Raw genomic sequence first — 12397 nt, 5'->3', positions numbered from 1 at the left:
TTCGCGCGCTCCTACTGGCGCAGTACCGACAAGGCGGCGACGGAACTCCCGTAGGGAGGGGGAGGGTCGGGCCACCGGGGCCGCGGTGTCCGGCCGCGCGCGACGGCAGCGCCGGCCGTCCGCCCGCGCGCCGACACCAGCCGTGCGGCGAGCAGGGCGAGGCCCCACACCCCGAGTACCGCGAGACACACGGACCCCGGGTCCATGCCGGGCAGGGGCCGGTGGGGGTGGTGGGCGGCGACGTGCCGCGCTCCGGCGGTCGTCCCACCGGACATCGAGGAGGCCATCGAGAGGGTCCCCGGGGAGGACGCCGTGGAGGACATCGAGAGGGTCCTCGGGGAGGGCGCCGTGGAGTGCTCCGCAGCCGTCGTCGAGGAGGAGTGCCCGGCCCGGTGCCCGACCGGGTGCCCGAGCGTGTGCATCGTGAAGATGCCGAGGAGCAGCGCGGCGCAGAGCAGCAGCTGCCCGTACACCGTCGTCCCGCGCCCGCTCCCCATGGACCGCACCTTACCCCCACCCGGTATACCCCGACGTGCGGGGCCGGGGCGCCGCGGTGAGCATGGGCCCATGAGGAGACCGCGATAAGTACCATCAGCGCCACCATGCACCCGATCGGTTCACGCGTCCGGCCCGCCGTGATCCTGCTGGCGCTCGGCGCCCTCTCGTACACCGCGTGGGTGCTCGAAGTGGTCCTCCATACCGGGCTCGACCCCGTCCAGACGTACGTGAGCGAGCTCGCCGCGGCCGACCAGCCGCTCGGCGGGCTCTTCCGGGCCACCGATCTGACGGCCGGGGTGCTGGTGCTCTCCGGGTCGGCGTGGGCGCTGTGGCGGTGCGACCGGCGGGGCTGGTCGGTGGCCGGGTGGTCGGGGCTCGTGCTGTTCGGCGCGGCGACCGTGGCCGACTCCCGGCTCCCGCTGAGCTGCGCGCCGACCGCCGACCCCGAGTGCGCGGCCCGGGAGACGGCCGGTCTGGTCCCGGCCACGCACGCCGCGCACGTGGTGAGCAGCAGCCTCGCGATGACCGGCGCGCTGGCCGCCGTCGTGGCGCTCACGGTCGCCGCCCGCCGCTACGGCCGGTGGGCCCCGCTGGCCCGGTCCGGGCCGGTCCTGCTGGCGCTCGAGGTGGCCGCCACGGTGTGGACGCTGGTGGCTGTCGCCGCGTTCGAGGCCGGGCGCGGCACCTGGTGGCTGGGGGCCGGGCAGCGGACGCAGGTACTGGTCGTGGCGGTGTGGCTGGGGGTGCTCGCGTACGCGGTCGGGCGCGAGAATCGAGTATGACCTTTGTACGGATCGACGGGGTGCCGCACCACGTGGTGGTGGCGGGCGACGGTCCGCCCGTGCTGCTCAGCGCGGGCCTGGGCATGGCCTGGTTCGACTGGGACGAGGTGGCCGCGCTGCTCGCCCCGCACCGCACGGTCGTCCGCTTCGACCGCCCCGGCCACGGCCTCTCCGGCCCGGTCCCGGCGCCGCCGACGGCCTCGGGGGAGGCCGACCGGATCGCGGCGGTGCTGGACGCGGCGGGGGTGGCCGGGCCGGTGACGGTGGTGGGGCACTCGATCGCGGGCTTCCACGCCGAGGCCTTCGCCCGGCTGTACCCGCACCGCACGGCCGCGCTCGTCCTGGTGGACTCCAGTGTGGAGCCGGATGTACGGGTGCCGGTGGCGGCGGGGGCGCGGGTGGCGGCGGCGCGGGCGGCCGGGGCGGTGCTGGCGGCGGCGGGGATGCCGGCGGCGCTCGGCCCGCTGCTGCGGCGGGCCACGGTCCGGTTGTCGCGTACGGGCGGGGGTGATCCGGCGGGGCGGGCGCTGGTCCGGGCGTGCTACCGGACGTCGCGGGTGTGGCGGGGCCTGCTCCTGGAGAACGCCCGCTACCTCCCCGTCGCCGCCGAACTCCTCACCCTCCGCGACCGCTTCCCCCTGCCGTCCGTCCCGGTGACGGTCCTGGCGGGCGGCGCGGGCGGCCCCCGGTGGCTGACGCGGCAGCGGGAGCTGGCGGATGTGCTGGGAGGGGGGCTGGTGGTGGTGCAGGGGGCGGGGCATCTGGTGATGCTGGATGCGGCGGGGGCGGTGGTGGAGGGGGTGTTGCGGCCCTCCACGCACCCCTGAGGGGTGGGGCTGCGCGCTGCGGTGTGGTTACCCGCGGGCCGGTGGAGGGTTGCTCGCGCAGTTCCCCGCGCCCCTGAAGGCTGGGGCTGCGCCCCTGCGCCGTGGTGTGTGGTGATCTGCGGGCCGGTGGGGGCTGATCGCGCAGTTCCCCGCGCCCCTTGGGTCGCACGCCTGCCCCGGGACGCCATGGTCCGGGGGAGGGGAGGCCGGGGCGCAGCCCCAGGCCTCAGGGGCGCGGGGAACTGCGCGAGCGACCCCCACCGGTCGGCAGGTGAAAGTCCGGGCCCTGAAGGGGCGCGGGGGGCTGTGCGATCGGCACAGGCGGCCCGCGCCCCACCCGAACTACCGGCGGAAGCCGTACCCGTACGACGCCACATAACCCCGCGACGGCGTACCCACACCCGTCACGTCGTCATACCCGCGCACCGCGTGCAGCGAACTGTCCGCCCCCAGCGTCCGCACCGACGTGGCCAGGCCACCCGACGCGTCGACCGAGTTCACGAAGTCCACCCGCGCCACCGCGAGGCCACGCGCACCCAGCGGGTGGTCCGTGACGTCGTGGTACAGCGGCGAGCCGTAGCGCGCGTAGATCGACGGGTTCGCGAACCCGATCGGGAAGTGCCGCGCCTGCTGTGCCAGCGCCTGCACACCCGCGATCACCGGCGCCGCCAGCGACGTACCACCGATGCGGTACTCGTCGTACTTCACCGACTTGTCCGGGAACGTCTGCGTCTGGCCGACCAGGAAGCCCGTGTTGGGGTCCGCGACCGCCGCGATGTCCGGGACGGTGCGCATCCGCGCCGCGCCGTTCGCCTTGGCGAGCGAGTCGGGCACGACGCCCCGCTGGTAGAACGGCTGCTTCACCGTGGAGCTGGTGCCGCCACCCGCGCCCGAGGTGTACGCCCCGGGGAAGTTCGTCCAGCTCTTGCCGTCGGCCGAGAGGGTGGACTTCAGCGTGCCCCAGCCCGTCTCGAACTTGTACGTGTCGCCCTTGCCGACCGCCAGCGAGGTGCCGCCGACCGCCGTCACCCACGCCGAGTTGGCCGGGGTGTCGACCTGCTTCTTGCCGGTGTTGGCGACCTCGTCGCCGTCGTCGCCGGAGGAGAAGTAGAAGCCGATGCCCTCGACCGCGCCCAGCTTGAACGTCTGGTCGTAGGCCGCCGCCACGTCCGGCGTCTCGTTGGCCTCGATGTCGCCCCACGAGTTGGAGACGATGTCGGCGAGACGGTGATCGACGACCTTGTTCAGCGCGTCGAGCAGATCCGGGTCGTTGCAGGACGCGCCCGCCACGTACACGATGTCCGCGTCCGGCGCGACCGCGTGCACGGCCTCGACGTCCAGGGACTCCTCGCCGTACCAGCCGGCCGCGTCGCACGCCTCCACGCTGTTGTAGTCGGCGGGCTTCACCTCGCTGTACTGGCCGCGCTTGTACGCCTTGTCGCCGTTGCGCAGCGCGTACCGCTGGGCGTCCTTCGCCATCGTCGGCGAGGCGTACGCGTCGGTGATCGCGACCGTCACGCCCTTGCCGGTGTAGCGGCCCGCGCCGTACGCCGCGCGCAGCTGCGTGCCGGTGTACCCCTTGACCGCGTACGGGACCTTGGTGCCGTACGCGTCCGGCAGGGTGGTGGCGATGTTCGAGCCGTAGTACGTCGAGAACGGCCCGGAGTTCTTGAAGGCGGGGCCCGGACCGGGCAGCGTGTCGTGGTGCGTCGCCTTGTGCGGGGCGTTGTCCAGGCCCGTCACGGTGAGCACCGCGTGGGCCAGCGCGCCCGGCGCGGAGGCGGTCTTCACCGGGGCGCGGTAGGTACGGGCGCCCTTGCGGTAGTTGTGCAGCTCGGTGGCGAACGCCTTCTCCGCCGCGGCGACGTCGCCGGAGACCGAGACGTAGTGCTGGTTGGTGCCCGTGACGGTCAGACCGGCCGACTTCAGCCAGGCGGTGACCGCCGCGACCTGCTCCTGGGTCGCCCCGAAGCGCTGCTGCGTCTGCGCGGCGTTCAGGTACTTCCCGTACGACGCGGAGTTCGGGTCCGACACGGCCGCGGCGTACGCGGCGAGACCCTCGGCGTCACGGCCGGCGAGGTAGACCCGCGCGTCGACCTTGTTCGTGTCCGCCGTGGCGCCCTGGTCCGCGGCGCCGGTGGCCCACGCGGGCTTGGTGCCCGCGAGGGCGGCCCGCCCGGACGGCACGGGGTCCGCCGCGTGGGCGGACGGTATGCCGAGAGCGAGCGCGCCGGCGAGCAGAGGCAGTGTCGCTGCCATGCTCACGGCACGCCGCCTGGTGCGGCTTGTTCTCATGTGACCCCCTGCATAAGGCTCTTCACCTGGGAGGCATGCGCACTTGATCTGCACATGCACAGCGTCACTCTGGTGAGGAACGGTTCATGCCGGGGACATGTGAACCCCAAGAGAAACCCAAGTCCCGCCGTCGTGGCGAGACTTGGGCTCTTTTGGTGACGCAAATACGGACTCGGGCGTATTGCGTACGCCGCCCGGCCCGTGCCCGCTCACCGCGTTACGTACGCGGTGCGGCCCCGCGCGCCTTCAGCATCTGTGCCATCAGGTCGATCTCGGACCGCTGGGAGTCGACCATGCCCTGCGCCAGGGCGCGCTCCACCTCGGTCGTACACTGCTGGGCGCACCCCTGGGCCATATGGACACCACCCTTGTGGTGCTCGGTCATCAGCCGCAGGTAGAGGATCTCCGCCTGCCTGCCGTCGGCGGCCCGCAGTTGGCCGAGCTCGGTGTTGGTCGCCATGCCGGGCATCAGCGCGCCGTCCGCGCCGGGCTCGCTGCCCATGCCCATCCACGCCATCGGCAGCCGCTCCGGGTCCGACTTGGGCAGCCCCCACAGATCCAGCCAGCCGAGCAGCATGCCCCGCTGGTTGGCCTGGGTGTTGGCGATGTCGTACGCGAGGCGGCGGACCTCCTCGTCCTTCGTGCGGTCGCGCACGATGAACGACATCTCCACCGCCTGCTGGTGGTGGACGGCCATGTCACGGGCGAAGCCGGCGTCCGCCGAGGCCGCCGCGGGGGTACGGGCGGCGGGCTCGGAGTCCCCGCCGGTGGCACTCGCGACCGTGGCCACGGTCGCGAACACCAGGGCCGCCACGACGGCCGCCAGGGACGCCCAGTAGGTGCGGTTCACTTCTGGTCCAGCCCGCCGGTGCAGGCCGCGCCCGGCTCCGGCGTCTGCGGGCCCTGTACGTACTTGGCGAAGAACTGGTTGACCCGCGGGTCGTCCGCACTGGTCACCGTCACCTGCTTGCCCCAGGCGCTGAGCATGATCGACCCGGACTGGTCCTGGTACGGGCTCATCAGCGAGTACGGCGTCTTGGAGACCTTGTCGGAGAGCTTCTGCACATCGGCGGCGGGCGCCTTGTCGTTGTACGTCACCCACACCGCGCCGTGCTCCAGGGAGTGCACCGCGTTCATGTCCGGGAGCGGCTTCTTGTAGACCGCGCCGCCGCAGTTCATCCACACCTGGTCGTGGTCACCGCCGACCGGGGGCTTCATCGGGTACGTCACCTTCTTGCTGACGTGGTTGCGGGTGAGCTTCTTGGCGTCCCAGTCCTTCTCGCCCGCGATGGTCGCCTTGGCGTCGGCTGCCTTCTGCGCCTGCTGCTTGTCCTTGTCGTCGGACTCCTTGTTCAGCAGGTACGCGCCGACGCCGACGAGCCCGGCGACGATCGCCACCGACGCGGTGATGGCGACGATCTTGTTGCGGCGCTCGCGGGCCTGCTCGGCACGCCGCATCTCGGCTATGCGCGCCTGACGCGAGTTCTTGGATTCCTTGGTGGCCATGGGGGCTCAAGTCCTTCTGGTGAGGGAGAGGTCGGGGGAGGTTCTGCGGACCCGCGGGGCCCGGTGCTGCTCCGGGGCGCGGGGCTGTGCCGTCCTGCGGCTGCCGCCACGCGGACGCGGCCGGTCCGGAGACGGCCCGCGGGAGCGCGCGCCCGGCGGCGCACTCAGGACCTCGGCTCAGGACCTCAGCACCTGAAGGGCATGGAGATCGGGGGCCCGGGGCCGGACCCCGCCCCGGACCGGCGCCCCCGAGGGCGGAGCGGCGGCGGGCCGTACCGTGTGCGCGCCCCCCGGCGCCGGGGCGTCGAGCGGCGCCGGGGCCGTGAGCACGGCCGGGTCCGCGTGCGGGAAGAGCCCGCAGTCACCGCGGTCGTCCGGACAGCCGTACTGCGCCGCCCCGCCCGTCGCCAGGGCGTGGTGGGCCCGCGGAGCGGCGGCGTCCGCGCTCGCCCCGCCGCCCGCGCTCAGACAGAGGAAGAGCGCGGCGAGGAGCGTCGCCATGGCGCTCACCAGCGCCATGGGACGTGTGATGCGAAGGCCTCGCACTCCCCCCATAGGCGCAGATGCTAGGCGAGGAAGCGCGGCGCGCGGCAGGGTGGGGTCGGCCAAGATCCGGCCACCGCACACGGGGGTGTGGACGGGCCCGGGTCCGGGCACCCGTGAGCGACCGTCCGCCGGGACGTTTCCGCATGGGGCGGGCAGCCGGTACCCCCCACGGCCTCGCCCCGCGCGGCACCCGGTGCGAGGGTGGGGAGGCGACATGGGACGGCTCATTCCGGGTGCGTAATGTGTCGGTAATCCCGGGCCCTGATACTGATGTCTCCCCCTCATGCCCGGGCGGTGGTGCACAGACCGTCTGAACTGCAAGGATGTGGCTTATGGACAAGCAGCAGGAGTTCGTGCTCCGCACTCTCGAAGAGCGTGACATCCGGTTCGTGCGCTTGTGGTTCACCGATGTGCTCGGCTTCCTGAAGTCGGTCGCGGTGGCTCCTGCCGAACTGGAGCAGGCGTTCGACGAGGGCATCGGCTTCGACGGCTCGGCCATCGAGGGCTTCGCCCGGGTGTACGAGTCCGACATGATCGCGAAGCCGGACCCGGGCACGTTCCAGATCCTGCCGTGGCGCGCCGAGGCCCCGGGCACCGCGCGGATGTTCTGCGACATCCTGATGCCCGACGGCTCCCCGTCCTTCGCGGACCCGCGCTTCGTCCTCAAGCGCATCCTCGCCAAGACCTCGGACCTGGGCTTCACCTTCTACACCCACCCCGAGATCGAGTTCTTCCTGCTGAAGGACAAGCCGCTGGACGGCACCCGCCCGGTGCCCGCCGACAACTCCGGCTACTTCGACCACACCCCGCAGAACGTCGGCATGGACTTCCGCCGCCAGGCGATCACCATGCTGGAGTCGATGGGCATCTCGGTCGAGTTCAGCCACCACGAGGGCGCGCCCGGCCAGCAGGAGATCGACCTGCGGTACGCCGACGCCCTCTCCACCGCCGACAACATCATGACCTTCCGCCTGGTCATGAAGCAGGTGGCGCTGGAGCAGGGGGTGCAGGCGACCTTCATGCCCAAGCCCTTCTCGGAGTTCCCCGGCTCCGGTATGCACACCCACCTCTCCCTCTTCGAGGGCGACCGCAACGCCTTCTATGAGTCGGGCGCCGAGTACCAGCTCTCCAAGGTCGGCCGCTCCTTCATCGCGGGCCTGCTCAAGCACGCCGCCGAGATCTCGGCCGTCACCAACCAGTGGGTCAACTCCTACAAGCGGATCTGGGGCGGCTCGGAGCGCACGGCGGGTGCGGGCGGCGAGGCCCCCTCGTACATCTGCTGGGGCCACAACAACCGCTCCGCGCTGATCCGCGTCCCGATGTACAAGCCCGGCAAGACCGGCTCCGCCCGCGTCGAGGTCCGCTCCCTGGACTCCGGCTGCAACCCGTACCTGGCCTACTCCCTGCTCCTCGCGGCGGGTCTGAAGGGCATCGAGGAGGGCTACGAGCTCCCGGCGGGCGCCGACGACGACGTCTGGGCCCTGTCGGACTCCGAGCGCCGCGCGATGGGCATCGAGCCGCTGCCGCAGAACCTGGGCGAGGCGATCTCCCTGATGGAACGGAGCGAACTGGTCGCCGAGACGCTCGGCGAGCACGTCTTCGACTTCTTCCTGCGCAACAAGAAGCAGGAGTGGGAGGAGTACCGCTCGGAGGTCACGGCCTTCGAGCTGCGGAAGAACCTGCCGGTGCTGTAGGGCGTAGGGGTCCGGCATTCGGGCGGTCCCGGCGGGCGGGTCCGGCCGGTGGGGTGTGTCATGGCAGGGGCGGCCGTACGCCGTCCCGCGCCATGCACTGCGAGGAGCACCCCCATGACCCAAGGCCTGAAGACGATCATCTACCCCGTCAAGGACATCGCCGCCGCGAAGGCCCTGTTCGGCGGGCTGCTCGGGGCCGAGCCCGTGATGGACGAGCCGTACTACGTGCAGTTCAACGCGGCCGGGCAGGAAGTGGGGCTCGACCCCAACGGCCACGGCAAGGGGATGACGGGACCCGTCCCGTACTGGCACGTCGACGACATCGACAAGACCGTGAAGGCCCTGCTCGACGCGGGCGCCGAGTCGCTCCAGGGCGTCCAGGACGTCGGCGGCGGGCGGCTGACGGCCTCGGTCAAGGACGCCGACGGCAATGTGATCGGTCTGGTCCAGCCCTCCTGACGGGCGCGCACGGCGGGCCCGCCCTCGTACGGGGGCGGGAATACCGCCCGGCGGGGGCCGGTTGCGGCTGCTGAGAGCCAGCCGGTTCTGCCGTGCGACCTAAGGATTGAGCATGCCGTTCGTCCATGTCGAGTACTCGGAACGCCTCAGCCGGACCTTCGACCGCCAGGCCTTCGCGCGCGAGGTGCACACCACCGCGCCGACCGTCGTCGACGCCCCGAGCGCGGGCTTCAAGACGCGCTTCCGGCAGATCGAGGAGTCCTACTTCGGCGACGGCGACGACAGCGTCGACGCCGTCTTCATACAGCTCTCGATCCTCACCGGCCGCACCCGCGAGACCCGCGAGAAGCTGGCCGAGACGGTCCGCGACATCGCCGTCCGGCACGCGAAGGCCTCCGAGGGCCACCGGCTCCAGGTCATGGTCGAGGTCCGCGAGATGGAGCGGGAGTCCTACCGCTCGTACAAGGACTGACCCGGACGGTCGGCCGCCGGACTAACCCAGATACGCCGGCGCCAGCCCCGCCGTCAGCAGGCGGTGGGGGCTGCCCGTGCCGTCGGCGGGGAGGGTGTAGAGGTCGGCTCCGTAGTCGCCCGGCAGGGAGTACGTCACCGTCCTGTCGTCCTGCCACACCAGCTGGTCGTCCACGCTGCGCGGCTCGGCCAGCGGGGTCTCGCGCAGGGTGGCGAGGTCCAGGACGTACAGGCGCCAGGGCGCGTCCGCCGGGAGGCCGGGGACGCGTTTTTTGAAGGCGAGGCGGGTGCCGTCGGGGGAGAGGGACGGGCACTCCAGGTTGGTGCGGAGCGTGGTGAGGCTGCGGGACCGCAGGTCGCCGCGGACCAGATAGGTCTTCCCGGCCGTCGCCATCGTCGCGTAGAAGCGGGTGTCGTCGGCGAAGGTGACACCCCAGAAGTTCACGTCCGAGGCGCGGTACGGATGCCCGTCGCGCTCGATCGCGAAGTCCTCCAGGGTCTTGGTGAGCCTGCCGGTCCGGGTGTCCAGGATCGCCGTGCGGGTGGAGAAGTTGGTGCCCGCGTACGAGTCGCCGCCCACGAAGACCGTCCAGGCGGCCAGGTGCCCGGACGGGGAGACCCGCGCCCGGGTCGGGATGCCCGGCAGGCCGTAGTGGGCCCGCTCCCTCAGCTCCGCGTCCAGGATCACCGCCCGGTAGCCGTCCCGCACCGCGCCCCGCTCGGCCTGGAGGCACACCCCGGTGCCGCCGGCCGCGTAGAAGCGCAGGCACTTCACCCCGGAGGCGGTGCGCGGCCCCGACGGGGCGGCGGCCGGGACCGTGGCGAGCTCGTCGCGGTGCGGGCCCCAGGCCATGTTGCGGAAGACGATCCGGCGCCCGGCGCCGGGGGCGAGGGAGACCTCGCCGCCGCGTACCGGCGGCCCGTCCGCCTGGACGTGGTTCCTGCGGTCCTCGCGGTCCGCCGCGCGCAGGACGGACGCGGTGGCCACGCCCGCGAGCACGACCAGGGCCGTGACCAGGACGATCAGTTTGTTGCGCAGGGTCATGGGCGGTGTCCGGGTCAGCGGGCTCATGCCGGGGTTCCCCCGTCGGTGCGGTACGGGTCCGTCGGGCGCAGCAGCACCGCGCCGGCCGCGCAGGCCGCGAGCGCGAGGGCCGCCGTGCTCAGCGCCGTCCGGTCGCCCCACGCCGTCCACGCCGCGCCGAACGCGATCGAGCAGACGAGGCGGGCCGACGCCTGGCCGGTCTGGATCAACGCCAGCCCGCTGGAGCGCAGTCGGGCGGGGACCGCGCCCGCCGCCGCGGCCATCAGGACGCCGTCGGTCGCCGCGTAGAACAGGCCGTGCAGGGCGAGGACGACGTACGGCAGCGGCGCCCCGCGCCAGCCGGGCAGAAGCAGGGCGTACGCGCAGAGCAGGGCCGCGTGGCCGCCGAGGAAGACCTGCCAGCGGCCCACCCGGTCGGCGAGGCGGCCCAGCGGCACGGCCAGGAGCAGGAACGCCGCCGCCGTGCCGAGCGGCAGCAGCGCGAACCAGCGGTCGGGTACGTCCAGGCGCCGCTGGAGCAGGAGGTAGACGAAGGAGTCGCTGACCGTGGCCAGGCCCAGCAGCAGGGCGCAGAGCGCCAGCCGGCGCACCTCGCGCTCGCCGAGCAGCGCGAGCGCGGCCCTCAGCGAGGCGCGCGGCGCGTCCGGGGCCCGCTCGGGGGCGGTGCGCGCGGGCACGAAGAGCACCAGGACGAGGACGCCCGCCGCCGCCACGCAGAAGCTGACCGTGAACACCGCGTCGTACCCGTCCACCGCCTGACGGAGGATCAGAAACGCGGCCAGCGGCCCCAGCAGGGCGCCGGCCGTGTCCATCGCGCGGTGCACACCGAACGCCCGCCCGCGCGCCTCGGGCGCCGAGGCCAGCGAGATCATCGCGTCGCGTGGCGCCGTGCGCAGCCCCTTGCCCGTACGGTCGGCGGCGAGCACCGCGCCGATCACCGGCAGCGAACCCGCCACCAGCAGGAGGGGTTTGCACACCGCGGAGAGGCCGTAGCCGAGGACCGCGACCGACTTGTGGCGTCCGCCCCGGTCGGCCAGATGACCGCCGACCAGGCGGACGAGCGCGCTGAAGCCGTTGTAGACGCCGTCGAGCAGGCCGAAGCCGAGCGGGGACAGGCCCAGGCCCGTGACCAGGTAGAGCGGCAGGACGGCGGTGACCATCTCCGAGGAGACGTCGGTGATCAGGCTGACCGCGCCCAGCGCGAGCACGGTCGGGGCCACGGTGCCCCGCCGCCCGGTGGTGAGCCGGGCGGCGGGGGCCGCGGGAGTGCCGCGGCTGTCTGCTACGTACACGTCAGGAGGCCCAGATACCCGTGATGTCCGAGGCGTTGGCGGCCTGGCCGGCGTGCGTGGTGCCGTACATGTCCTCGATCGTGCGGAGCACGTCGTAGTGGTTGTACGTGGTCGAGGAGGTCGAGCCGGGGACGACCTGCTGGCCGTAGAGGACGGTCGCGATCCTGTTGCCCGCGAGCCGGTTGTCCTCGTCGAAGGTGACGACGAGCAGGCTGTTGTGGGTCCTGGCCCAGTCCGCGTACGCCTTCAGGTTGTTCTTCAGCCAGGTGTCACCGGTCGAGACCGAGCAGTCGTGCATGTCGCTGCACAGGTTCGGCACCACGTAACTGACGGTGGGCAGTGTGGTGAAGTCCGTCGGGAACTGCGCGAAGGTCTTCGCGCTGGACGTCGGCACATTGGAGAAGCCGAACCACGGGTTGTGCTTCTGCGCGTACCGGCCGCTGCCGCACGTGGTCGAACCCTGGCTGGGCAGCGTCTCGTTGTAGCTCGCCCAGGTCTTCCCCTTGGCGATGATCTCGGACGCCAGGTTGGGCGCGGAGGAGAAGCCGACCCGCACACAGCTGTCGTCCGTGATGCCCTGCGTGGAGCCGGAGAACATCGCGTAGTAGTTGGGCTGGCTCGGGTGGGTCTCGGCGTACGACTGCGTGAGGCTGGCGCCGCCGCTCTTGAGCGTGTTGATGTACGGGGCGCTGGAGCTGCCGATGACCTGGTTGTACGCGTGGTTCTCGAAGACCACGACCACGGTGTGGTCGGGGGTGGGCGGGGCCGTCGTCGTCGAGGCGGCGGACGTGCCGCCGAGCCCGGCCCACAGGCCGGCGGACGCGGCGGCGAGGCCGACGGCGGTGACGAGGGCGGTGCGGGTACGGCGACGGGGTATGGACCAGCCGGACACGGCGGTACCTCCGGTGTGGGGACGTGGGGGGCGGTGCACCGTGAGGGTAGGGCGGACGTCCGACGACGGGAAGATCCGTGCGGGTGAAGG

Annotated in this window: 13 protein-coding genes; 5 read left to right on the top strand and 8 right to left on the bottom strand. The window is 72.6% G+C overall.

Going from position 1 to position 12397, the window contains the following annotated elements; all coding sequences use genetic code 11:
- Window positions 1-11 precede the first annotated feature (11 nt).
- Window positions 12-497: a hypothetical protein gene (locus tag ACZ5ID_RS25930; protein WP_468902369.1), complete on the bottom strand. Its 486-nt coding sequence runs from the start codon at window positions 495-497 to the stop codon at window positions 12-14.
- Between the two features lie 105 nt (window positions 498-602).
- Between ACZ5ID_RS25930 and ACZ5ID_RS25925 the strand changes: the two genes are divergently transcribed.
- Together ACZ5ID_RS25925 and ACZ5ID_RS25920 are read left to right on the top strand one after the other, a co-directional pair.
- Complete coding sequence (locus tag ACZ5ID_RS25925; protein ID WP_468902366.1) at window positions 603-1280, top strand: DUF998 domain-containing protein; 678 nt, start codon at window positions 603-605, stop codon at window positions 1278-1280.
- Complete coding sequence (locus tag ACZ5ID_RS25920) at window positions 1277-2107, top strand: alpha/beta fold hydrolase (protein ID WP_468902364.1); 831 nt, start codon at window positions 1277-1279, stop codon at window positions 2105-2107. The genes ACZ5ID_RS25925 and ACZ5ID_RS25920 overlap by 4 nt, the downstream gene beginning before the upstream one ends.
- Before the next feature lie 342 nt (window positions 2108-2449).
- On the opposite strand, the gene ACZ5ID_RS25915 is transcribed toward ACZ5ID_RS25920, so the two are convergent.
- From ACZ5ID_RS25915 to ACZ5ID_RS25900, 4 genes are all read right to left on the bottom strand, one after another.
- Window positions 2450-4366 (bottom strand): S53 family peptidase, encoded by a 1917-nt coding sequence (locus ACZ5ID_RS25915; protein WP_468902638.1) that lies wholly within the window; start codon window positions 4364-4366, stop codon window positions 2450-2452.
- A gap of 253 nt (window positions 4367-4619) precedes the next feature.
- Window positions 4620-5252 carry a DUF305 domain-containing protein gene (locus ACZ5ID_RS25910; protein WP_468902362.1) on the bottom strand — a complete coding sequence of 211 codons (633 nt, stop codon included), beginning with the start codon at window positions 5250-5252 and terminating at the stop codon, window positions 4620-4622.
- Window positions 5249-5908: a DUF3105 domain-containing protein gene (locus ACZ5ID_RS25905; RefSeq protein ID WP_468902360.1), complete on the bottom strand. Its 660-nt coding sequence runs from the start codon at window positions 5906-5908 to the stop codon at window positions 5249-5251. Before ACZ5ID_RS25905 ends, ACZ5ID_RS25910 begins: the two co-directional genes overlap by 4 nt.
- A 177-nt stretch (window positions 5909-6085) precedes the next feature.
- Window positions 6086-6427, bottom strand: a complete 342-nt coding sequence (locus tag ACZ5ID_RS25900; protein WP_468902357.1) for a hypothetical protein — start codon at window positions 6425-6427, stop codon at window positions 6086-6088.
- 359 nt (window positions 6428-6786) lie between these two features.
- Here ACZ5ID_RS25900 and ACZ5ID_RS25895 point away from each other — a divergent pair, with 359 nt between their 5' ends.
- The 3 genes from ACZ5ID_RS25895 (at window position 6787) to ACZ5ID_RS25885 (ending at window position 9079) form a co-directional block, all read left to right on the top strand.
- Entirely contained in the window at window positions 6787-8148 is a 1362-nt protein-coding gene (locus ACZ5ID_RS25895; RefSeq protein ID WP_344075950.1) for a glutamine synthetase family protein, read from the top strand.
- 114 nt (window positions 8149-8262) lie between these two features.
- Window positions 8263-8607 carry a VOC family protein gene (locus tag ACZ5ID_RS25890; protein ID WP_468902354.1) on the top strand — a complete coding sequence of 115 codons (345 nt, stop codon included), beginning with the start codon at window positions 8263-8265 and terminating at the stop codon, window positions 8605-8607.
- A gap of 112 nt (window positions 8608-8719) precedes the next feature.
- A complete protein-coding gene (locus ACZ5ID_RS25885; protein ID WP_468902352.1) occupies window positions 8720-9079 on the top strand; it encodes a 5-carboxymethyl-2-hydroxymuconate Delta-isomerase in 360 nt (119 codons plus the stop codon).
- A gap of 21 nt (window positions 9080-9100) precedes the next feature.
- Here ACZ5ID_RS25885 and ACZ5ID_RS25880 read toward each other — a convergent pair whose 3' ends face one another.
- The 3 genes from ACZ5ID_RS25880 to ACZ5ID_RS25870 are packed head-to-tail and all read right to left on the bottom strand — an operon-like array spanning window position 9101 to window position 12307.
- On the bottom strand, window positions 9101-10123 hold the full coding sequence (locus tag ACZ5ID_RS25880) for a TolB family protein (protein ID WP_468902636.1): 1023 nt from the start codon (window positions 10121-10123) through the stop codon (window positions 9101-9103).
- Between the two features lie 23 nt (window positions 10124-10146).
- Entirely contained in the window at window positions 10147-11415 is a 1269-nt protein-coding gene (locus ACZ5ID_RS25875) for an MFS transporter (RefSeq protein WP_468902349.1), read from the bottom strand.
- Between the two features lies 1 nt (window position 11416).
- Window positions 11417-12307, bottom strand: a complete 891-nt coding sequence (locus ACZ5ID_RS25870) for an alkaline phosphatase family protein (protein ID WP_468902346.1) — start codon at window positions 12305-12307, stop codon at window positions 11417-11419.
- Between the last annotated feature and the right edge of the window lie 90 nt (window positions 12308-12397).

The organism is Streptomyces sp. NPDC031670 (assembly GCF_055580545.1).
Note: the sequence above shows the minus strand (reverse complement) of the source record. Positions and strands in the feature narration are given on the sequence as shown.